This is a genomic window from Pedobacter sp. (assembly GCF_965249885.1).
Classification (GTDB): Bacteria; Bacteroidota; Bacteroidia; order Sphingobacteriales; family Sphingobacteriaceae; genus Pedobacter.
This window is the reverse complement of sequence record NZ_OZ252254.1, coordinates 3,056,280-3,081,159: the sequence shown is the minus strand read 5'-3', so window position 1 is coordinate 3,081,159 and position 24,880 is coordinate 3,056,280. Positions and strand designations below refer to the sequence as shown.

13 protein-coding genes are annotated in these 24,880 nt (G+C 37.1%); 4 read left to right on the top strand and 9 right to left on the bottom strand.

All coding sequences use genetic code 11. The annotated features are described in order from the left end of the window. Positions 1-34: 34 nt before the first annotated feature. The gene (locus tag ACY2A0_RS13105) at positions 35-316 is read right to left on the bottom strand and encodes a stationary phase survival protein SurE (RefSeq protein WP_461789969.1); all 282 of its coding nucleotides are present in this window, start codon (positions 314-316) and stop codon (positions 35-37) included. 1 nt (position 317) lies between these two features. Further along, positions 318-1,139, bottom strand: coding sequence for a 5'/3'-nucleotidase SurE (surE, locus tag ACY2A0_RS13100; RefSeq protein ID WP_461789968.1), 822 nt, complete (start codon positions 1,137-1,139; stop codon positions 318-320). A gap of 211 nt (positions 1,140-1,350) precedes the next feature. On the opposite strand from surE, the gene ACY2A0_RS13095 reads away from it, so the two are divergent. Then, positions 1,351-4,284, top strand: a complete 2,934-nt coding sequence (locus ACY2A0_RS13095) for a M16 family metallopeptidase (protein ID WP_461789967.1) — start codon at positions 1,351-1,353, stop codon at positions 4,282-4,284. A 179-nt stretch (positions 4,285-4,463) separates the two neighbouring features. Further along, positions 4,464-6,782, top strand: coding sequence for a hypothetical protein (locus ACY2A0_RS13090; RefSeq protein WP_461791537.1), 2,319 nt, complete (start codon positions 4,464-4,466; stop codon positions 6,780-6,782). Positions 6,783-6,854: 72 nt separating this feature from the next. Here the strand turns inward: ACY2A0_RS13090 and ACY2A0_RS13085 are convergent, their stop codons facing one another. The 7 genes from ACY2A0_RS13085 to ACY2A0_RS13055 form a co-directional block, all read right to left on the bottom strand. Then, entirely contained in the window at positions 6,855-7,040 is a 186-nt protein-coding gene (locus tag ACY2A0_RS13085) for a CsbD family protein (RefSeq protein WP_461789965.1), read from the bottom strand. A 92-nt stretch (positions 7,041-7,132) separates the two neighbouring features. Beyond that, positions 7,133-8,848 (bottom strand): hypothetical protein, encoded by a 1,716-nt coding sequence (locus ACY2A0_RS13080; protein ID WP_461789964.1) that lies wholly within the window; start codon positions 8,846-8,848, stop codon positions 7,133-7,135. Between the two features lie 34 nt (positions 8,849-8,882). Continuing rightward, positions 8,883-10,175 carry an MFS transporter gene (locus ACY2A0_RS13075; protein WP_461789963.1) on the bottom strand — a complete coding sequence of 431 codons (1,293 nt, stop codon included), beginning with the start codon at positions 10,173-10,175 and terminating at the stop codon, positions 8,883-8,885. Then, entirely contained in the window at positions 10,168-11,223 is a 1,056-nt protein-coding gene (locus ACY2A0_RS13070) for a glycoside hydrolase family 130 protein (RefSeq protein WP_461789962.1), read from the bottom strand. Before ACY2A0_RS13070 ends, ACY2A0_RS13075 begins: the two co-directional genes overlap by 8 nt. 99 nt (positions 11,224-11,322) lie before the next feature. Then, entirely contained in the window at positions 11,323-12,807 is a 1,485-nt protein-coding gene (locus ACY2A0_RS13065; protein ID WP_461789961.1) for a RagB/SusD family nutrient uptake outer membrane protein, read from the bottom strand. Between the two features lie 12 nt (positions 12,808-12,819). Next, positions 12,820-15,894 carry a SusC/RagA family TonB-linked outer membrane protein gene (locus ACY2A0_RS13060; RefSeq protein ID WP_461789960.1) on the bottom strand — a complete coding sequence of 1,025 codons (3,075 nt, stop codon included), beginning with the start codon at positions 15,892-15,894 and terminating at the stop codon, positions 12,820-12,822. Between the two features lie 108 nt (positions 15,895-16,002). After that, positions 16,003-20,115 carry a hybrid sensor histidine kinase/response regulator gene (locus tag ACY2A0_RS13055; protein ID WP_461789959.1) on the bottom strand — a complete coding sequence of 1,371 codons (4,113 nt, stop codon included), beginning with the start codon at positions 20,113-20,115 and terminating at the stop codon, positions 16,003-16,005. Positions 20,116-20,445: 330 nt separating this feature from the next. Between ACY2A0_RS13055 and ACY2A0_RS13050 the strand changes: the two genes are divergently transcribed. Next, positions 20,446-23,460 (top strand): SusC/RagA family TonB-linked outer membrane protein, encoded by a 3,015-nt coding sequence (locus ACY2A0_RS13050; RefSeq protein ID WP_461789958.1) that lies wholly within the window; start codon positions 20,446-20,448, stop codon positions 23,458-23,460. Between the two features lie 12 nt (positions 23,461-23,472). Beyond that, positions 23,473-24,849: a RagB/SusD family nutrient uptake outer membrane protein gene (locus ACY2A0_RS13045; RefSeq protein ID WP_461789957.1), complete on the top strand. Its 1,377-nt coding sequence runs from the start codon at positions 23,473-23,475 to the stop codon at positions 24,847-24,849. Positions 24,850-24,880: the final 31 nt, after the last annotated feature.

The following is a 24,880-nucleotide window of genomic DNA, read 5'->3' as shown; positions in this document are numbered from 1 at the left end:
CAGTTGGTAGTGTTCGGCTAGCAGTTAACCAGCGCTAAACTTCTTGCATAATTTTATAAAAGAAAAACGCAAAAGCACACAAAAAAGTAGCGCTTACTATTCCTCTTGTGACGTTTTCTTTATTTAAGTGGTTAAAGTATTTCACCCAAGCCAAGTTTACGGCCACACATCCAATCAGCAGCAAATCAGCTTTGCGGAAAACAGTGGTATAATGCATTAAGTACCACGCTATGGAACCTAATATTAACGGGCTAGCAAGACCAAGGCCTAAGCCAACCAGCACATGATTTTTTACAGATGAAAACAATTTTGCCATTTTAACCTAAATTGGAGCCATCGGCGCCGTGTGTTGTTTTAGCTTGAGTTGAATTACCTTCGAAATCCCAAGAGTTAAGTTCTTGAATGGCATGATGCGCAGTCAAGTCAAATTGTACAGGAACTACCGAAGCATAGCCGTGGTCCAAAGCCCAAACGTCAGTATCTTCTCCTTTGTCGTAGTTTTCAAATACCCCGGTTAGCCAATAGTAAGGTCGGCGGTAGGGATCCTGACGCTCCTCAAAATCTTCGGCCCATTTGGCATTAGCTTGCCTGCATATTTTTATTCCTTTAATTCGATCTCCTTTGGGAAAATTCACGTTCAAAAGTGTACCAGCTGGTAAACCATTGGCTAAAACCTGCTTCGTAATTTGTCTGATGTATTTTTTGCAATGCGAAAAATCCGCATTTTGTGCAAAATCGTCCAGAGAAAAGCCAATTGATGGAATTTTCTCAATAGCGCCTTCCACTGCTGCTGACATTGTCCCAGAATAGATCACGTTAATGGAGTTATTCAACCCATGATTGATTCCCGACACGCACAAATCTGGCTTTTTACCTTTAAAAACTTTGTTTACTGCCAATTTTACGCAGTCAACAGGAGTACCGGAGCATTTGTACATCTCGATAGGTGGGTACAAATCAACCTTATCAAAGCGTAGCGGCTTCCCTATAGTGATGGCATGTCCCATTCCTGACTGTGGCCCATCAGGTGCCACAACGGTAACCTCCCCTATCTCACTCATCACTTCAATAAGGGCTTTTATTCCCGTGGCCGTGATGCCATCATCATTCACTACTAATATGGTGGGTTTAGTTTTCATGCTTTAATTTTTAATGTGATTGTTAATCGTCCTCTTGTTAAATATTTTTTTGCGCAAAGCGATCAACTGAGCTCTCGAAAAGTAGAAAAGCCTTCAATAACAAACCAAAATTACGAGAAATATGCCAATTACCCCAAATTACCAAATTTATTGATGCAACATCTTTTTAATTTAATTGTCTTTGTATATTTGAATGATAACTTATTACAACATGAAAAGACTTTTATTTTTTGTAGGTCTGCTTTTTACTGGTTCAAGCCTAATGGCTCAAAATACCACTTACCAGTGGAAAACAGCTACGGCTGGCGGTTACACATATAAATATGTGACTAACGACCCCTCAAAAACAAGGTTCTACACCTTGAAAAATGGCTTGACAGTGATCTTGTCGCCAAATTATAAAGAACCAAAAATTGAGTACCGCATGAGCATCAGAGCGGGAAGCAATACCGATCCGAAAAATGCTACAGGCTTGGCCCATTATTTAGAGCACCTTTTATTTAAAGGCACTGATAAATTTGGTACTGCCGACTGGGCAAAAGAAAAGCCGTTATTGGACAAAATTGATGCACTTTACGAAAAGTACAATAAAACTACTGATCCAGCGCAGCGCAAAGAAATTTACAAAGAAATTGATAAAGTATCTGGTGAAGCATCGAATTTTTCTATTGCCAATGAATACGATAAAATGATGCAGGGCATTGGGGGTAACTCAACAAATGCACACACTTGGTACGAAGAAACTGTTTACAACGAAGATTTCCCTTCAAATGCTGTGGATAAATTTTTAGCTATACAGGCTGAGCGTTTCCGTAAGCCAATTTTCCGTATTTTCCATACCGAGTTAGAGGCCGTTTACGAAGAAAAAAACCGTGGTTTAGATAACGACGGTTGGAAACTGGATGAGGCGATGATGGATAAATTATTTCCAACGCACAATTATGGCCAACAAACCACTATTGGTACAATTGAGCATTTGAAAAATCCTTCATTAGTTGAAATTAGAAACTACTATAACAAGTATTATGTGCCTAACAATATGGCACTCATTTTAGCTGGCGATTTAAATCCAGATGAAATGATCAAGAAAGTAGATAAAGCTTTCGGTTACATGGCATCAAAACCAGTTAGCCTTTATAACCCAGCACCTGAAAAACCACTAACTCAAATCCAAAAGGTAGATGTTTATGGACCAAGTGCTGAGATGTTGGAAATTTACTATCGTGGTTATGCTGAAAATAGCAAAGAAAGTGTGATGCTTTCGTTGATCAAAAGCATTTTAGCCAATGGTAAGGCAGGTTTGTTTGATATCAATTTAAACAAACAACAAAAAGTGTTAAGAGCTAATGCCACTTATCAGCAAATGAAGGATTATGGCGTATTCAACTTATCGGCACAGCCAAAACAAGGTCAGAGTTTAGATGATGTAGCCAAGCTTTTATTAGAGCAAATCCAAATGCTGAAAGATGGTAAATTTGATGATGATTTGTTGAAAGCTATCGTGGCTAACAAAAAATTGAGTTTCCTACAAGCCTTTGATAACAATGGCAACAGAGCTGAAAGCTTATCAACGGTGTTTATTATGAACCGTGGAACTGGTTGGGATAGAGACTTGAACGAGAACAATGAAATCGCAAAAATCACTAAAGCTCAAGTTGTTGCTTTTGCAAAAACTTTCTTCAAAGACAATTATGTAATTGGTTACAAGCACAAGGGTGAAGATAAAAACACAATTAAAGTGGAAAAACCTGCGATTACACCAATTAATGCGAATGCTGGTTTAACCTCTCCTTTTGTAAAAGAGGTTTTAGAAGGCCCACTTAAGCCTATCGCCCCTAAATTTTTAGATTATCAAAAAGATATCAATTTTGGAAAATCTGGCATTGCTGAAGTGATGACGATTAAAAACACTGAAAATTCGATTTTCAGAATGAGCTATCGCTTTAACTTGGGTTCTAACAATTATAAATTATTGAGCTACGCTGCTTCATATTTACCGTATTTAAGCACCGACAAGTATACCGCCGAAGAATTAAGCAAACAGTTCTACAACATTGCGTGTAGTTATAGCCTAAATGTTGGTACAGAAACCACCACAATTAACATTAGCGGTTTACAAGAAAACTTTGATAAAGCAGTTGCCTTGGTTGAGCACATTTTTGCTAATGTAAAAGCGAACGAAAAAGCTTTAGCAGAACTTAAGAACAGTATCTTAAAATCAAGAGAGAACAGCAAATTAAATAAAGGCGCTATCATGAGCGGATTAACTTCTTATGCGCAATATGGCAAGTTAAATCCGTTTAATAACGTTTTAACTAATGATGAAGTAAAAAACATTAAAGCAGACGATTTAATTTATTTGATCAAAAACTTGAATAACTACGAACACGTGGTTACTTATTACGGTCCTAAAGATTTAGCTGCTTTTACAACGAATATCAAAACTGCTCATGCTCTTCCTAAAGAGTTTACGCCAGCTGCACCAGCGAAAGTTTACTCATATACGGTGCAAGATTCCAATAAAGTATACTTTGCCAACTATGACATGGTTCAATCTGAAATTCGTTGGTTAAGAAATACTGGCTTGTACAATAAAGCAGATGGTGCAACTATTGAGGTATTCAACAACTACTTTGGCGGAGGTATGGGATCAGTAGTTTTCCAAACCATTCGTGAATCTAAAGCCCTAGCTTACTCTACATTCGCAACTTATGCTTCACCTGATAAGGCTGACAAACAATATAGCATGGTAGCTTATGTTGGCAGTCAGGCAGACAAAATGAACGAAGCTGTTGCAGGAATGAATGAACTTTTAAATGTGTTGCCAAAAAGCGAAAAAACATTTGAAGGCGCCAAAACCAATTTATTGAGCAATTATGAATCTGACAGAGTTTTGAAAGATGCCATCTTTGCCCACTACTTTGCTGATAAAAAATTGGGTTACACTTACGATTCGAGAATGGATAGGTATAAAGAAATCAAACCTATTACTTTCGATGATATCAATCGTTTCCACCAGCAAAAAATTGCCAACAAAGCTTATACTTATCTTATTGTAGCTTCTGATAAAAAAGTGAAACAAGAAGATATGGCTAAATTTGGCGCGGTAAAAACGTTAACACTAGAGGAAATTTTCGGTTACTAAAAAGTTTCAAAAATATCTCACAAGCGGCTTTCCTAAAAAGAGGCCGCTTTTTTAGTTTCTATAATATTTTCATTCCATATTGTACACTGCGCCTAATCGATTTATTATTAAATTAGTTATATTGTGAAGCAAATAGATTCACTTAAATGCATTCAGCGTTCAAATTCTTTTTGCTTCTTTTGATATCCAACAAACTATGTGCTCAAGATCCTTTAAGTACGTTGTTTAAACAATACTCAACTAGCAAAACTGACGATGCGCTATTTGTACATTATGACAAAAACGTCTACTCCAATAACGAAATAATATACTTCACCGGCTATCTTTTAGCATCGCATTTAAACAATCACAGTGTTTTATCAGTAGCCTTAATTAGGGATGCGGATAGTGTAGTAGTCGGTCATAAAAAGTTTATGATGAGTAGCGGCATTGCTTTTGGCAGCCTGATGATTCCAGATAGTATTTTAGTTGGAAGTTACCACTTGTTAGCCTATACTAACTTGACGCTAAACGGAAAACCAAAAGTGATATTTACACAGCCGATTAGCATAAAAAGTGGCAAGGAGCCTCCTTTTTTAGCATCACTTAAAATTGTTAAATCAGCTACCGAAGAACAAAAAACAAACTATGTTCTGCTTTCAGTTACCTCTAATGACAAACGATTTTTACCCAAGCCAACTACAGTCACTTACAGCTATAATGGCAAAACAGCGACTACTAAAACCGACGGATTTGGACAAGTTGCACTTCAATTACCGTTGACTTCTTCTCAGCAAAACCTTACGTTCAAACTCAAATATGAGAAAGATAGTAGTTTTATGAATATCATCTTGCCTAAGCCCAAATACAAGGCAGCTGTAAAATTTTATCCTGAAGGTGGCGATATCATAAACGGCGTATTAAATAGTATCGCATGGGAGGTTAAAGATGAGAGAATGTCGCCTATTTCATTAAAAGCCGTACTTTATGAAAACGAGATTATCATTGATACCATCGAAACAAATAGTTATGGTATAGGGAAATTTCGTTTATCAGCAAATAAGCAAAACCGCTACAAAGTAAAACTGATACATTCCCAGTTTGTAGATAGCACTTACTTTCTGCCAAAAATAAAAGATGATGGATTTGCGCTTGAAATAAGAAAACCCTTATGCTTAGATACGCTCGAAATGATAGTAAGGACCAATAAAAAACAAAATGCTTGGTTAAGAGTACATAATTTCAAAGAAATTTTTACCTACGCTCCCATAAATATTTCTAATCAAAAAAGGTTAAAAATACCAGTTACTTTCAAAGGTTTGGCTACGGTAACGATTACAGATAGCTTAAACAGACCACTTGCTGAAAGAATGGTATTTGGCAATTATGATCATGAAGCCCAGGTGACTTTAAGTACTGACCAAACAGTGTATCAAAAAAGACAGAAGGTAACACTTAGCCTTAAGTTAAGAGACACCAGCGAGCTGGCTTTTGTATCGATAGCTTGTGTTCAAGATAATAGGATTCAAGTAAGCAAAATGAACGATATACAGAGCTATGCTTACTTATACAATCAACTGCAGCAACTTCCAGCAAGCGGGTCTTTAAATGCTTTACAAAACATAGACTTTGTAAATAGCATTCTTTCGGTAAAAGGATGGAGAAGATATTCGTGGAGCGATTTTTCAAATACATCTACTGCCGAAGAAGTACATGCAGATAGCCTAAAAATCCTAGGAAAAGTTGTTACCAATCAAAATAAACAAATTAAACATAGTGCATCGGTAGTGAGCTTTGGGGGGCTAAACCTGTTACAATTAAACACCGACAACAGTGGCAACTTTGAATTTCCATTAAATGATGCATTGACACCATTCGATAAGAAAATGTATTTGTTTGTAGCAAAAAACAGTGATTTACAAAAGATAGAAATATTGGATGATTATGAAGTACAAAATCAACTATTAGCAAAACCATCTACGTTTTTCACTCAGCAACTACCTTCAACCTTAGTTAATATTGAAGAGATGAAGCTTAGTAGAAAAGAAAAAGTTCTTCAGTTAAAAGAAGTTACAATTACAAAGAATAACAATGGAAGCTTTTACGGAAAAAACGGAGCAAATGCTTGTGGAGATTACGTTTGCACTTACAATATATTAAATTGCCGCAACCATTTGGGCGATGTTAACAATACGCAGCCAATTGCCGGACGAACTTACTTAGTTAACGGAATACAAACAATTTATGCTGGATGTTCGGAGGAAAAAAGTCAAAAATATATTGTTGTTAACGGCTTATCTATGGCTAAGGAATTTTATGTAGATAATTATTTGCAACCAGAAGAGCCAGCGTACTTCTCTACGTTATATTGGAATTATTTAAAAAAAATTGATAAAAGTGCAACGGCTACTGTTGAATTTTATACTGGAGACATTGTGGGCAAATTCAAGCTTATAGTCCAGGGAATTAGCAGTAACAATTACATCTTCCAGCAACACGAAATCGAAGTAAAAGAATGAGTTTTTAATGCACATTAAAGTAAACTGCCCCATAAAGTGGCTAACTTTTTTGGGGCAGTTCAAAGGCGTTTTCTATAAAGATTTAATCCATTTCACTAATTCGTCCCTACCTTTTCCAGTTTTTTGTTGAAGCTTTCCTAACAACTCTTCATCTTTTCCGTCTTCATATGCTAAATCATCATCGGTTAAATCTGCATAAGCTTGCTTTACCTTACCTTTAACTTCGTTCCAAATTCCTTTTAATTCTAATTTATCCATGATTAAATGTTTTTAATATTAAACTGTTTGAATTAAAATACTAACAAGGAAATCATCTCCATGTTTTAAAACTAAGCAAGCATTACAAAGATTTATCGATTATAATCTATCACCACCTGATTAGCAATAAGTCTATTTCCATTATTAACAAGTTTACTACCTGATGGAACTTCTACAACCAACAATGACATATGCTTTTGTATGGAAAGATTTACGCTAGTCTGGACATTTTTTGCTACAAACTTTTTGCTAACCATGTCATACAAGTCAGTCCTGCTATTTGCTTTTACCTGATATCGTATTGTTTTACTTTGCCCGTACGGATTGTAAATCAAGAAAGTAGGATACGAACGATCTCTATAAAAGTCTGTAGCTAACACGTTCAACTTTAAAATGCCTTCTATGTTAGTAGTTTGAACCATACTTCCGAAAATACCTACATGACCACTCCCATAAACACTAAATTGTGATACAGATGGATTTTTACCTGGTACCCATTTAGGTCCATCACCCTGGGCTACTGGCGCCTGTAAACTTTGGTAAAGCGTATCAAAAGTTGAGCTCTTGGCTATACCTTCATAAGCGATAACACCTTTAGTTACTTCTGCGAGCTCTGGAATAGTTTGATGAGCTTTTGGCAGGTACTGCGGATAGAAAAAACGAGATGCATTAACTGCATTTAGCATCCATTTACCAATAGCATTGGCATATCCCGGATGATATTTCACCAAGGGAATTAAAGGCCAAGCGGCATCGTAGGTATTCATCAAAAAGCCATATCCTCCGTGGTCTACCGTACTTCCAACAATGCCTGAAATATCATATCCGTTCCAATTGCCTACTAAAACACCCCAACCTTCTCTGCAAACAGCAGTTCCGTCAAAAGTCCATTCTAATAATTTTTTAACGTCAAACTTCGTCCCCTGTTCAGCATTCATCCTAGCGGCTAAATACGCTCCAAACGGCATTAATAATTCATAAGTAGGGTTAACGGAATTACGCTCCAGAGCGGTCATTGCGCTGATGGCACCTTTTAGATAACGTCGATCTCCAAATTTCTTATAAGCAGCATAAAGTACCCATGCGTGTCCAGCAGCGGCATCTTGTTGCAAGCATATTTGGTTTTTCATAGGTTTCATTGCAGCATAATCAAAATAGGAGTAGTTATAATTTCCCGCCAATACTGAATCTGCTTTATAGAATTTTTCAGCAATGCTTTTTGCAATATCCTTGAATCCTTTCTCGTTAGGGTACTTTTCAAAAATGGCATAAAAAAGTACGTTGGGATACACGTCGTACCACCAATCTCTTCCGTACCCACCACCCAAAAGCGCTACCTCAGGAGCAGTATTATTCATCATGATGTTCCATTTGGTATCACTATTAAAATAATTTTTAAGCATTCCAACGTAGTTAAAACCATTTTGCTTGCTTTTATCTAAACCTACCAAAGAAGCACCTAGTACCGCACCCATGTTGGCCAATGCTTCGTGGAACATCCCTTTGTTATTTACTAGGCCCTGTCTTACATCGCCAATGGCTGTATACATGCCCAAGGTAGGTTGTTTGAAATTTTTACCACTTTTATCTAACCAAACTAATGGCCAGTAAGGAGCGCTCGCCTTAAAGTCATAAACTTTTTTGTCAAAATCCTGACTCAATTTCTTATAGTCTATAATTTGTAATGGTTGAGGCAAATTTGGCATCTCATCCACCCTTTTTAATGTTATTTGCGCTTGCTGAGCCTTTGCTAAACCCAAACCACAAAAAAGCATTACATAAAAACATGCACTTTTCAATTTCGCCATATTGTATTGTATTTAGTTATATACTTTACCAAACTTAATCAACGATTGGTACTGTTAAATTAGGTTCATCATTGTTTACCGGTTTAGCTTCCGTAATGTTATGAATTTTACCCGTCTTAATAATGTCTTTTGCAACCCAGTAAGACAGTAATTGTAATAAAGCAACGATAACAATAGCGTAACGGAGTGCTATTTCGACCGAAAAGCTGTAGGCCAGTAGCAAAAAAGTACCAGCGCCAACTAAACGTCCTATGTAAAGGCCTGCTTCGTGATTTAAGATGTAAGCAAATTCACTACGTTTTTCCTTTTTAGTTAAAATATCTATAACACTAAATTGAATAGGAAAATAAGCTAAATCTAACAGTGGTTTAGCCAAAAGTAAAAACAGCATAAATAAGATTACGCCAACGCTGTTAAAAAGCAAACCATTAATAATTGCGGCTAATGCAAACAATGCAAGTCCTACACCGAAAACCTGTAGACGGTGTTTGGGTGAAGTTTTACGACCGATGATATACATGGCTACCGCTGCTATAACAGCACCTACCGATTGAGCTGTGCCTAGCGCACCTTCTTTACCGAGCAGCAACATAATAAGCATTGCCGGGGCTGTAACCAAAAAACCTTGTACTAAACCTTTTAATGATGCAAGTCGGAGCAATTTATACCAATAGGGATCGAACTTAAAAAAGACGAACTTTTTCTCTTTAGGGTTGGCAAAATCCCCTCTATAACACATAATAGAAGCAAAAATAGTGATTATGAAAACTAGTCCCGTTACTATTTTATAGGCAAATGCGGCATCACCTAACGATGCGTAAATTTCAATAAACCATCCGATAAAAAATGGTATGATTACCGCAATAATGGTGTAAAAGAAAGTTTCTAAGCCATAATAGTAGTTCCTATTATCATCGTTGGTGATAGCTAGCGCCAAAAAATCTCTATTAGCCCAATAGAAACCAAAGGACATGCCCATTATTAAACCCGCCATGCCAATTCCAGTATTATCTAGCGTTGTTAAAGACATCATTACCATCATTGAAACCCCGCTTAGCATCATACCTAATGCATAAAGTGTTTTAATGGAAATTTTTCTTAGCAGATAGCCATTTAAGAAAAATGTTATCGGGATTCCAGTATAAATGGTTAGCTGATAAATGACCACTTTTACAGGATCATTAGAACTACGCATAACATAAGCGGCCACAAAAATATCTATTACAGGCAATACTATGCTATAAATTAAATTGGTTAGCGTTAATACCTTAAAGTTGTGCGATTGATTTTTGAAATGCGATATTTCAGTTTTTATTTTATTAATCATGATAATAAGTTAATGATGATAATATTTCATCAATTGAAAAATCGGCAGCGCAAACAAACTCATCTGCAGCTCCATAATAAATGGTTAGTTTGTCGCCATTTACAACATGCCCGTTAGTGAATACAACATGTCCGAAAAACCCACATTGTTCATACGTTGCTACTGGTTCCATAATTGGGTTTTCGCTTCTGGCAATTACTTTCGTGGGATCATTCAAATCCATTAAAAATGCGCCTAAACAATACCTATGAGCATCATTTGCGCCGTGATAAATTTCCAACCAACCTTTTTGTGTTTTAATTGGAGCTGCTCCTGCACCTACCCTTTTACTATCCCAATGATTTTTTCTGGTTTTGATAATGCATTTGTGCTTACCCCAATGAATCCCATCTGGAGATTGCGCCAACCAAATGTAATTGCCTCCTAAATCAACACTGCTTGGACGATGTAGCGCATAAAAACGACCATTGATTTTCTCTTCGAAAATGGCGCAATCCTTATTATGAGGAGGAATAATTACACCATGATTTTCAAACACTTTCCAATCCTTAGTGGTACGCATACCTACGCCAACACCGTGTGCTGAAACTGAAGTGAAAGTGAGGTAAAATATATCATCAATTTTAGCTACCCGGCAGTCCTCAATACCAAAGGCCTCATCCGGCCCCTCGCCCTTTAAAATTTGGTAACCTTCTGGCTCATAAAACTTGACTCCGTCATCACTGCATAACAGTCTTAAATGAGATAAGGTAGTAAGATAGTCGCTCCCCTTGTAATTAATCACTCTTGGATCGTCAGCAATTAAATGGGGATCATTTCTGTTGATCTCTATTATCTTTATGCCCTCTTCATCCAAAACTGGAAATGAAATCAAATCACCTACCTGCTTAGGCCTTTCGGCGACTCTTACAATCATCCATGTTTTACCCTGAAAAGTAAACACGCCCGGGTTTAATAAGCAAGTAATCTCTAAACCGTCAACACTTGGCTTTAAATCTGACGGGGAAAGTAATGGGTTTTGACTGAATCTATTTGCAAAATCTGTCATAATTATGGGTATATAATGCTAGGCCAAGTGAAAACTAGGCTAAAAAATAATTTAGTTTAAGAAGTTGAGCTCGGGTTGATCCCCAAGCTCAATTAGAAATTAATAGTCTTTATTTTGCTTTAACAAGCCTGCTGATGCATCAACCTCACCTTGTGGGATAGGATACAGGTTATGCTTGTCCTGAAAGTTTTTGCCATTGGCCACAAGTACAGTTTTTGCGATTCCCCAACGCTTTAAATCTAAAAATCGTTGAGATTCAAAGCCCAATTCTACTCTTCTTTCCTTGATAAGCCAGTCTTTTACTACAGCCTTATCAGTAGAAACTGGTCTATCTGGCAAGGTACCTACAGGTGGGAAAGTGCCATCCGCCGCCATGCTATTTCTTGCCCTAGCCCTAATGGTATTGATAATTACGATGGCCTCAGGCAATCTATTTGTTTCCAAATAAGCTTCAGCCTTCCACAAAAGCACATCAGCGTATCTGATATAAACTTTGTTATTTGCAGCATCATCATTGCCTTTGTTGGAACCGTTTGTACTACCTAAAACTTTATTTAGGTTTTGATTTGCCACATCAACAGTGTAAAACTTTCTTGGATCATTTGCTTCGAAAGCGTTTAAAAAGCTAGTGCTTGGCGCAAAAAATCCCCAACCTAATGGTGCACAAATACCGTTTCCATTTCGAGGATTAGCGTTACTTTGATGATCATACACGAATATATTTTCGTTCTCTGCAAACTCTTTAGTTTGATTGAAACTGTCAAAGTAATTACTATTTAAACTGTAAAAATTAAGCGTTTCTAATTCATTTACGAACGTAATCACATCTGCCCACTTTTGTGTATACAGCGCAGCTTTAGCTTGCAAGGCAATGATAGCACCTTTTGAAACTCTCCATTTTTCCGAACTTGAGCTATATTTAGCGTTGGGCATTAAAGGTTTTGCAGCGGCAAGATCAGCTTTAATTCTATCCCATACTACATTTGCATCAGCTCTAACTGCAACTTCGAAGGCTTCTTGATAAGATTTAACAGGTCTTAAAATCAGAGGAACGCCACCGAAATTAGTGACCAATGAAAAGTAATAATACGAACGCAAAAAGTACGCCTCGCCCAGTATTTGATTTTTCCTAGCCGTAGAGATTCCTGTTATTTTTTCAATATCCGGATTAGTCAACAGTTCAATAGCGATGTTAGCTCTTTTAATCCCTTCATAATCATATTTCCATAAGCCGTTTGGCCCGCCATTGGTTGAAGTGAAAGTAAAATTGTTGATGTCGTCCATCCAAGGCTGGTCACCGTCTGGATTCCATTTTTTTTCTGCATCGTCCGAAGCAACATCCTGTAGAATCAAGTCATTTTGAAATACTAAACCTCCCGTCCAGTTCCACTGTGCCAAAATATTTAATCTGTTAGATAACAGCTGATATGAAGAATTAACCGATGTTTCAACAGTAGTCAAAGTTGGCGTAGTGTTGATTTCTTCTTGCGTGGTAAAACCGATAGGATCGGTAGTAAGTTGTTTTTCGCAGCCTGATAAAGCAACCACTGCTATTACCAGAGCCGATAATGATATATTTTTCATTATAATTTCTTATTAAAGACCAAGTTTTAAACCTAATATGAACGCTTTGGATTGAGGATAAGTTCCTTTATCAATTAACGATGTTGACTCAGGATCTAAGCCTGTATAGTTGGTAATCGTAAATAAATTTTGACCTGAAGCATAGAGCCTTACGTTTCTAAATCCGGCTTTTTTAATGTCAAATGTGTATCCAAGTTCTACGTTTTTCAAGCGAGCGTACGAAGCGTCCTCCACAAATACACTGGATACGTTTCCACCGCCGTTATTATTAAAAGTTAAACGAGGCAACGTGTTACTCGTACCTTCGCCTGTCCAAGAGTTTAAAACGGAGGTCATTGAGTTAAATGGGCGGCTATCAAAATTGATAATCTGTTTCAAATCGTTGTACACATCTACATCAGCAATTCCCTGTATTAAGAAAGAGAAATCAAACTTTTTATATGATGATGAGAAAGCAAAACCATAGGTAAATTTAGGTATCGGATTTCCTATAAAAGTTCTGTCATCTGCATTGATCTGACCATCGCCATTTAAATCCTTAAATCTAATATCGCCAGGTAAGGCACCGTTTTTATTAGTGAATAAATGTGTGTTGATTTCGTTGGCATTTTGATAAATCCCGTCAAATACTAACCCGTAGTACGAGCTAATAGGTTGTCCAACTTCTGTCCTTGTATGGGTTGCATCATCAATAATGTTTTTAACGTAAGTTTGAAGTTTGTTAACCCTGTTTGTTAATGTAGAAAAGTTGGCGTTTACATTATATTTAAAAGCGTGATCCATATTTTTTAGACCTAAACCAAACTCAAACCCTTTATTGGTTACCTCTCCTGCATTTACATAAGTTCTATCAATTACACCTACTGATACTGCTGGCAAGCCCACAGTTAAAAGTATATCGTCTGTTTTCTTCACAAAATAATCGGCAGAAAACGTTAACCTATTTTTCAACAATCCCAAATCAAGACCAAAGTTAGTTTGTGTGGTAGTTTCCCATTTGATATCAGGATTACCGTACCTCACTACATTTACAACACCACCAGCTTCTGAAACAAGTGTTTGATAGGTATTGTTAGGGATTTCCTGATTTCCAGCTTTACCCCAACTTAGTCTCCATCTTAAGTTACTAACCCATTCCACGTTTTTCATAAAGTCTTCGTTTGACATTAACCAACCGGCAGACGCAGAAGGGAAATAACCCCATTTATTATTCGGACCAAACCTAGATGAGCCATCGGCCCTTAACGTTGCTGTAGCGAAATACTTGTCGTTAAAACCATAGGTACCGCTTGCAAAAAACGAGATAAGATCAAATCCACTTGCCGAACCAGAATTGTAAATATTTGTCAGACTTCCGTAGTCTAAATATTGAAATCCTGATGTGCTCTTATTGAAATTTTGGCGACTTCCACCTATAGCTGAACTTCTGCTGGTGATGTTTTCCGTTCCTAGTAGGAAGTTCACATTATGCTTCCCGTTGAAAATTTTTGCATAGTTTAAAGTATTGCTAAAGGTAAAAGTCATCACCTGACCTCTATTTTCATCTAAATTATTTGGTTTGTTATTACGGCCCATACCCGGATAAAGTTCGTCCGGATTGTTATCGTTGTCGTCACCGAAGTTCTGAGCAAAGTTTTTGTTGTGTGAGAAGCTGATATCGACTCCAACATTAGATCTGAATTTCAGCGATTTATCTGACAAAAAAGCATATTCTGCGTATACATTTCCAAAAGTTTGAAAAGTTTTCCTCTTATCGTTAGTAAAGTGTACAATGGCGATAGGGTTTGAGCTGAATTCAAAATTCTTATCCCATCCGTTGTTGTTACCTGTATAAAAAGGTAAATCGGTAAAAGGGTTAGATGGGCTGTAAGTTGGATCAGACGGATTTTTATAAACGCCCAATAATGGCGGACGTAGCAAAGCATGTCTGATTACACCCGGTACATCGCCGCTTGAAGAAAGCTTATCCTGTTTCGCATAACTCAATTGCAGATTGGTTCCTATGCTGAACCTATCAGATAATTTAGCATTAACGTTGCTTCTAAAATTAAAACGTTCGAAAACATCTTTATCCTCAACCACAATTCCATCTTGCTTGTAGTATCCTGATGAAAGTAGATACTGTACTTCTTTGCCTCCACCACTTGCAGAAACCTGTAAATTTTTCGACTTACCTGTTTCAAAAAGCTCACCTAACCAGTCCGTATCTGATAAATCTGTCCTACTTCTGGCTGCTTTATACGGGCTAGTTGCACTAGCAGCATTACCTAAAGTATTATGCCAAGCGATATCCTTAACCGTAAGATATTGGTCTGTATTTAGCATCTTAGGCAGGTTAGTTGCATTGTGGTAACCTTGAAAATATTCAATATTTGCAGTGGTTTTACCAGATTGTCCGCTCTTTGTAGTAATTACAACAACACCACCGGCTGCTCTAGAACCATAAATGGCCGCTGCCGCAGCATCTTTTAGCACCGTCATTGAGCTAATATCATTTTGATTCAAAAAGGTGATATCTCGAGTTGGCACCCCGTCAATGATATATAAAGCATCGTTGTTTCCTAAAGTACCTTCGCCCCTAATTCTTAGCTTAATGCCGTCACCGGGCGCACCAGTGTTAGCCGCTACAAAAACGCCTGGCACCTGTCCTTGCAATGCTTGAGCAACATCAACAACTCTGGTTTTAGCTAAATTATCCATGTTTACATTCGAAACCGCAGCGGTAATGGTAGATTTCTTCTGAGCAGTATAGCCCAAAACTACAACTTCGTTCAGGTTTTGCATGTTTGATGTTAACGATACATTGATAGCTGAACCAGTGTAAGGGCGAGTAATTGTATTAAATCCTAAATAGCTAAAGGTTAATGACTGATCCTTATCACCCGCTAGTGTTAATGTATATACACCTTCACTATTAGTTGCTGTTTGATTTTTGGTACCCGTTTGCATTACCACTGCTCCAGGAATTGGCATACCTTGTTCATCTGTTACTTTACCAACAACTTTTGTTTGTGCATAGGTATACAAACTAATTGTCGATAAAAAAAAGGATACCAACGCAATTAAATAACGTTTGTTTTTTTTCATCTGATTTATATTTGATTAGAAGCAAATTTAGGAGCGAGTGTAAAAACAGTGGTGTACTATAGTCACATTTTAGTTCACTATAATTACATTTTACAGTATAGAAGGGCATTATTCGCCAGCTTCGCTTTGATGTTGAAGCTCCCGATACTCGTTAGGCGCAAGGTGATAAATTTTCTTAAACTCCCTAAAAAAGTAGGATTTATTATTAAAGCCGGTAAGATAAAATATTTCTGATACAGTTAATTTTGAGTTGCGAAGTAACATTGCTGCCTTTTTTAGCCTAATTCTCTTGATAAACTCAGATGGAGTCATTCCCGAGAGCGACTTAAGTTTCCGATATAGTTGCATTTTGCTTATGGAAAGCATGTCCTGTAACTTAGCAGCATCCAAGTCTGGCTCGGCCAGGTTTTCTTCAACAACACGAACCAAGGCATTTAAAAATTCCTTGTCGCTTTGGTCCATTTCTACATTTACGAACTGTTCGTTAATATTTGCATCCTTGATCAACTCTTCAGTTTTCCTTTTATAATCGATCAATTTTTTAATCCTTACCTTCAAATAGTTGATATGAAAAGGCTTAGGAATGTATGCATCGGCACCAATTTCATAGCCCTCCACCTTATTTTCCTCACTTCCTCTAGCAGTTAACAAAATGAAAGGTATTCCCGCCAAAGCTGGAACTGATTTCACATATCTACAGAATGCAAGGCCGTCCATTTCTGGCATCATTACGTCACTAATAATGACGTTTGGTTTATTATTTTTCAGGAACGATATAGCCGAATTTCCGTTATCAGCTTCATAAATAATATAATTCTCTTTAAGTACGCTCTTTAAAAGGTGTCGTAAAGATTGGTCATCTTCAACAATTAAAATACTATCCCTTTCACTTTCTTCAACATCTTTAATTAAAGCAACTTTATTGTTCTCTGCTATATCGCTGGAAATTTCTGGTTGATGAGAAGTTAATATCGTATCCAAAAGATATGATGGTGCTGAATTAGATACCTCTTCTGTATTATTTTCACTTTTAAGATTAACGGGTAGTACAAAATCAAAATATACCCAGCCATTTAATAAGTATGCCTTGATATTTCCTCGCAGTATTCCTACTAGTTCATTAGTAAATGCCAAACCAATTCCAGTACCAAATTTATCAACCCGGTTTTCAGTAGCCATGTGAAATTGGGTAAATAGCCGATCTAAGTCATCCTGTTTAAGTGTAGTACCCGAATTTGCTACAACTGTTCTAAGTTCATTGGTTGCTTCGTTATAGCTAACTTCAAGTAAAATAACTTCCTTTTTAGGTGCATACTTTATCGCATTAGAAAGCAGGTTAAACAATATTTTTTCATATTTGTCCTTATCGATATAGCAATTGATATGTTGCTGAATTTTAACTTGGTATTGCTGTCCGTTTCTTTCAGCAGCTGTTGAGAATAGACCTGACAAGCTATTTAACATCTTTGAAACATCCAAATAGCTGTCGTTACGCGTTACAAAACCTGCCTCTGCCTTCCTAAATTCTAGCAATTGTTGTACTAAATAGGTTAAACGAGCCGTATGTTGACGAACTGTGGCTAATAAACTATTCTCTTTATTTAAGACAATTTTCTGCTTTTCTATGAGATGCTCAACAGAACCTAGGATCAGGGTCAAAGGAGTTTGTAATTCATGTGCTATATTAGTAAAGAAGTTCACCCGTTGCTTATGAATTTCTTCATCTTTTTGTCTAAAAAGCGTTTCTCGTTCTAATTTGAAAGACATCTCAAGTTTGTTCTTCCTGTAGCGATGAAATGTATAAGCGGAAGCCAATAATAACAGAAAATAAACCAAATATGCTGGTTTAGTAAGCCAAAAATATTGCTTTACTTCAATCCGCAGTGCTACAATTTCCTGGGTCCAAGCTCCCTCGCCGTTACTCCATTTTACCAATAAATTATATTTACCTGGTGGAATGTTATAATAAGCAATCTTTCCGTTAGCACCACTCAATCTCCAAGTCCTATCCAATTTGCTTAGTTTGTAGGCAACCTCATTTTTTGAAGTGTTAAAATAGTTTAAGGCATTAAATGAAAATTGAAAAAAGTTATTTTTACGTTCTATCTGAAATTCTTGTACTTGCTTCGGTTTGGAGCTGATCACAAGAAACCTTTTATTTTGAGGCACGTTACCGCCGAATTGCAAATCGTAAATGAATATGTTGGGTTGCGCAAGCCGTCCATTAATTTTTTTTGGATCAAAGAAATTGGCACCATAAATACCGCCAAAAAACAACATATCCCCATCCGATTTGTACGCGGCGCCGTCACTAAATTCATTACTTTGTAAGCCATCACTTTCCAAATAATTAGATAAAGTGCCCTTCTCTGGATTTAATTTAGCCAATCCTTTATTAGTGCTCAGCCAAATATTGCCATATTCATCTCCTTCAATAGCGTGGATTGTATTATTAAGTAGCCCGTCATCGGTAGTAATGTTTTTAAATTTAGAACTTGGCTTACCTACCTCACTTGCTTCAAGGCAATTAAGTCCAAAACTAGTACCAATCCACAACCTTTGCTTTTTATCATAAAATAAGGATATCGCATCGCTATGCGAAAGTCCATCAACTTCACCAGTGGCTTTAAAAGTCCTAAATTGATTTTGCTTATAATCAAACAATGTCAAACCGGAATAACGACAGGCAATCCAAAGCTGGTTTTGCTTTCCTAACGCTAAATCGTATATAATGTCACCCGCAAGTCCATTTGTAGATTTAGTTGAAGATTTATACTGCTTAAAATATATCAATTTTATCTTTCCTAAATCCTTCTTAAACTTCAACTGAAGTAAACCGTACCCGCTTGTACCAACCCAAACCACACTATCTTTATCTTGTACAATAGCGTAAACAGATTTAAATTTTGGAAATGTACTAGTGCCTTCAATAGTTGCCCACGGATGTATTTTTTTATTCTTTTTATCATAGATAGTTAAACCCTCACCATCCGTACCGATAAATACCAAGCCATCTGTACCACTTTTTATCGTAAACACAGAATTATTAGGCAAACCGTTTTTTATGTCCAGTTGATGTTGATTCTTCGGCAGATTACCTGCCCAAAATCGGTCGTATATCAATATTCCGTCACCCTTTGTACCTACCCATAAATTGCCGTCCACATTTAAAAATGCCCTTACAGGGTTAGCTATCGGCTTGCCTTTAAATTTTACCAAAGCTTTAAACTGGCCTATTTTCGGAAAAACTTGTATAATCCCATTGCCATCTGTGCCTATCCAAAGAATTTGATTTTTACCAGTTGCTAGTGAAGTAATTTTAAAGTTCTCTAATTTCTTCAGCTCATTCTTCAACAGATTTGAAGGTTTAAATTTCTGATCATAAGCGCTTGCACCATGGGAGTCCCAAGCAATGATATAATTTGAGAGATAATAGGTAATTGATTTGATCTTTGCTTTTTCTAAGTTGAGATCTTTTGATCTAAGACTCTTATCAATTGCAAAGTGTTTGTCTAAGACGCTATAAATTACTAGGCCGTTAATCGTAAAAAAATTAGTGATCTTATTTTCACGTTTAAATTGCGCTTGTAGCAAAAAGTTTTTAGCAGATAAATTGTAGGCATTGAGCTTTCCATTTCCAAACAGGCACCACAGCAAACCATTAGAGAATGCCATTTTTATTATTTGACCTTCGCTACGAACTCGCTTTAGGTTTATAAATTTATCGGTGTTGGCATCGTACTTTTTCAGCCAACCATCTGTTCCATAGCAAAATACCTCACCTACTCCATTAATTGCAATTTCAAATTCCTTTTCTGCAGTTACGTTTAATTGGGAACTCTTATAAAAGTATCTATAGAATTTGCCAGTACTTTTTTCGTATCTAGAAATGCCTCCAACTGTATTAATCCATATATTTCCACTTTTGTCCTCGGCAATATCATGAATGACATTACTACCTACGCTATTTACCAAACGGCTTATACTGTGGTTATATACATCGAAATTTGTACCGTTGTACGAATTGAGACCATCCCAAGTACCAATCCAAAGCAGCTCTTCGCTATCTTCAAAAATGGCATTAATTGCACTGTTAGAAAGTCCTTGTCTATTATCTAGCTGTTTGAAGTTAAATACAGAATCCGCCTTACTCGATGTTTGAGCGTAAATGTTGTTAAACGCAACTACCAGCAAAAGCCAAAAAGCAAATACTTTTTTCATTGCTAAAAGGTAGTTTTTTTTAATGAAATAGGACTATAAAATTCCAAAATAGCATATTAAAAATCAGAAAGTATTTGCGATAGGTAAGTCGGTAATTTAAAAACCCGTCATCATATTAAATTTTACAAGCTTAATTTATTTAGATATACATCAACAAATTCGAAGTCGACCGTCAATCAAAATTAAAACTAATAGTTGTAGCCTATTACTAAATTTTATTCCGAATAAACAAAAATACACCGCACATAATTTTATAAAATTTGGAAAATGCTTACCGTTTAGCTAAATTGTATTATTATCAGCTAATTATTAACTAAAACTACCCAATTTATGAGAAAACTACTATTCAGTGTAATGTTTTCTTTCGGTTTAATTACCCTAGTGCTAGCACAAAACAAGGTAATAACCGGAAAAGTAACCGGGGGCTCTTCAGGCCCAATTCCCGGAGTGAGCGTATATGTTAAAGGCGCCCCATCAAATGGAACACAAACTAATGCTGCGGGCAATTACCAGCTCACAGTAAATGAAAAAGCAAAAACGCTCGTTTTTACGTACATTGGTTTTAAGGTACAAGAAGTCCCGATTACAGGCAGTACAATCAATGTTAATTTGGAGGAAGAAAGTACCACATTATCCGATGTAGTTGTTGTGGGTTATGGAACGCAGAGTAAGAGGGACCTGCTAGGTTCGCAAGCTAGGGTTACCTCGGCAGAGATGAAAGACAGACCCATTGCTACTGTTGAAAGCGCACTTCAGGGTAAAGCTCCCGGCGTGTTCATCAACTCAAGTAGTGGAAAATTAGGTCAGGCCCTACAAATTCGCGTACGTGGTATTTCTTCAATTTCAGCAAGCAATCAGCCTCTATTTGTTATCGATGGTGTTCCGATTGTTACTGAAGCTTTAGGAACCTATACCGAACCTGACAATCCGTTAGCGGCAATTAGTCCGGACGACATTGAATCCATGGAGGTATTGAAAGATGCAGCAGCGGCAGCAATCTATGGTGCCCGTGCTTCAAATGGAGTTGTACTTATCACCACAAAAAGAGGTAAAGAAGGAAAAACAAATGTAGAATTTGGTTATTTCGCTGGATTCAGTGATCCAACAAAAAAGGGCGAATTCCTCAATGCAGACCAATATAGGCAACTTTTAGACGCTGCGTTTAAGTATGGCAATTACGACGGTGGAGATTATAATAATGCGGCAGAAATGTGGGAAGATTATACCGGAACTACCGACTGGACAAGCAACAATAATACAAACTGGGTTAACCAAGCGTTTAGAAGAGGCCACGTTCAGCAATATAGTTTAAACATAAATGGTGGCAATGCCAAAACCAGATTCATGTTATCAGGAACTTACAATAATAATGACGGGATCATTATTTCAAATAGATATGTACGTACTGGAGGCAGATTAAGCTTAGACCATAATGTTTCTAAAATATTTGATGTAGGAGGTTCAATCAACATCTCTAAAGTTGACAACTACCGCATCCCGACAGATAACGCATTTTCCAACCCTTTACAATTAAATGCATTACCACCAATTCAACCTGTATACGATGCGTCTGGACAGTTAAACAATTCAACTGTTTATTACAATAGCTTAATTGATATTGACAATGGAAAAAATCTATCTACTACTTACAGAACTTTTGCCAACGCTTATGCTAGCTTAAAGATTACGCCAGATTTAATTTTTAGAAGCGAATATGGATTCGACTTTAACAATTTAGAGGAAGAGCAATTTCTAGGGTCAAGAACCCAAGATGGTGGTAGCACCGGCGGATATTCCTCCGACTACATGGCAAAGTCTATCAACTTTAATACTAACAACACATTAAACTACAATAAAATCTTTAATGATAAACATAGCTTGAACGTGCTAGCTGGTTTTGCATTTCAAGACACAAAATTCAGATATTCTTCGGTAGAGGGCACGACGTTACCGTCTGATAGTTTCACTAAGATTGCAAGTGCGGCAATTATATCAGCTGGTTCATCTTCCGAGACAAGACATACTTTTGTCTCTTATCTAGCAAGGGTTAACTACAAATATCGCGACAAGTATTTGTTAGGTGCTTCAATCAGGACAGACGGTTCGTCTCGATTTGGTGCAAATAACAGATACGGAACATTTCCCGCGGTGTCTGCTGGCTGGATTGTTAATCAAGAGGAATTCTTAAAGTCAGTTAATTGGATAAGTCAATTAAAATTAAGGGCTAGTTACGGTTTGACAGGAAATGCTGAAATTGGAGATTTTGCATCAAGGAATTTGTACCGAGGCGTAAATTATGCTGGCATCGGTGGTACCCGTCCATTTCAACTTGGCGACCCTAACCTTACTTGGGAAAATACTCAGAATTTCAATATTGGTGTGGATTTCGGCTTATTTTCTGACAGAATATCAAGTACCGTAGAATACTACAAAAAGAAAACCACCGATTTATTGCTTAATGCTCCAATAGTGTCAACTAACGGTTTTTCATCCATCACTCAAAATATCGGTGATATGGAAAACAAAGGTCTTGAAATTTCATTAAATACAAGAAATTTAGTGGGCGCATTTAAATGGAGTACATCCTTCAATATCTCTTTCAATAAAAATAAAGTACTTCGGTTGGTAAACGATCAACCTATTTTTCCTGGAGGTAGATTTTTAGGAAGAGTTGCTGTTGGTGAGCCTTTGGGTTATTTCTACGGAAAAGCCTATGCCGGTGTAGATCCAAATAATGGTGATGCAATATATTATGTAGACGCTTCTAGAACAACCACTACTAACGATTATGCTGCGGCTCAAAATCAAACTTTAGGCAATCCAAATCCTAAATTCTACGGTGGCTTCGGTAACCAGTTGTCATACAAAAACTTCGATTTGGATATTCAAACACAATTTGTATCTGGCAATGATATTTACAACATGGCTGGCGTTTTTCAATCTGCCAATGGCGATTATTTTGACAACCAAACTATTGATCAGTTAAATTATTGGACTCCTACTAATAGAATAACCAATATTCCGCAACCAAGATTCAACGAAGGCAATGGAACTAGTCCTTCTTCCCGTTGGATCCAGGACGGCTCGTATTTTAGACTAAAAAGTGTTTTGTTAGGTTACAATGTACCCATGTCACTTGCAGGCAAATATCATTTACAAAGATTGAGACTCTTCGTGTCGGCTGTTAACCTTCTCACTTTTACAGGATATAAAGGTTATGATCCAGAGGTAAATACACCAGCAAGCGGCACTTCAACCCAGTCTAATAATATACAGCTGGGACACGATTTTTATACACCTCCACAAGCAAGAACAATTACTTTCGGCGTAAACATTGGTTTATAATAATACTTAGTTATGAAAAAATATAGAAATATACTGGTTGCACTTTTACTTATCGTTGGCGCAACCAGCTGCAAAAAGCAATTGGAAATAGACCCAAAACAACAAATTGATGCTTCTGCAGCCTTAAAAAATACCGCCGATGTGCAAAATGCGCTAACAGGCGCATATACCTTTTTAGCTCTAGGCGACTTATACGGCACAAACTTGGTGATGTTACCAGATCTGTATGCTAGTGATGGCTATCTTACTTGGAGGGGCAGTTTCACGAGCTATAGAAATATATCGAGTAAAGCAATCATCTCCAATAATGTTGATGTAACTAGAACTTGGGTTACCGCATATGCTGCCATCAACACTGCAAATATTGTTTTATCAGCACTGGGTGTAGTAAATGATGCCAACACCAGAAATGTGATAGAAGGCAAAGCGCTATTTATAAGAGGTATCATGCACTTTGAATTAGTTAGACTTTACGCCTTACCTTACGATGCTAGCGGCACTAATAACAATTTAGGTGTACCAATTATGACTAAACCCGTTAAAACAGTAGATAATGTAAGCAATAACGTGACTCGCAAAACGGTGGCCGAAGTTTATACTGCTGTAGAAAACGATCTTACCACCGCCATCACAAAGTTGGCTTCAGTAAATGATCAATATGCTGCTAAAGCCTTTTTGGCGAGAGTTTACTTACAGGAAGGAAAATATGCGCTAGCTAGAGATTTAGCGAACGACATTATCACCAACGGACCTTATTCTTTAATTACTAATTCATTAGAAGCGCCTTTTAGAACCAAAAATTCAAATGAAGGCATCTTCGAGATCAAACAAAATGAACAAAGTAATGCTGGTACTTCCAACGACGGATTAGCAACTTTTTACGCCAGCTACCTCAACAGTACAGGTGGAAACGTGGGCAGGGCAGATGCATTGGTGAACACTACTTTTTATAATTCATTTGAGGCCGGAGACAAACGACAAACGGAACTGATCTATGAAGGCACAGGAGCAAGAACTGGCTATTTCACTAAAAAATGGTACAGTTATTACGACAATATTCCTGTATGTAGAATTACAGAGCAATACCTAATTAGAGCAGAATGTAACTTTAGATTGAACACTACAATTGGCGCTACACCGGCAAGCGACATCAATACCCTAAGAGCGAGAGCTGGGCTAGGCACCGTGGTACCTACCTTAAATATTATTTTAAACGAAAGAGAAAAGGAGTTGGATTACGAAGGTTTCAGATTACATGATTATAAGAGAACCAAAAGATCAATTGGTGCATTCCCTTATAATGATCCTAAATTGGTATTTCCAATCCCAGACCGTGAGATTAAAGCAAGTAACAATTCTTTGATTCAGAATCCAGGATATAGCGGATAATAAATAAAAGCCCCGAAGGCAACTACCATCG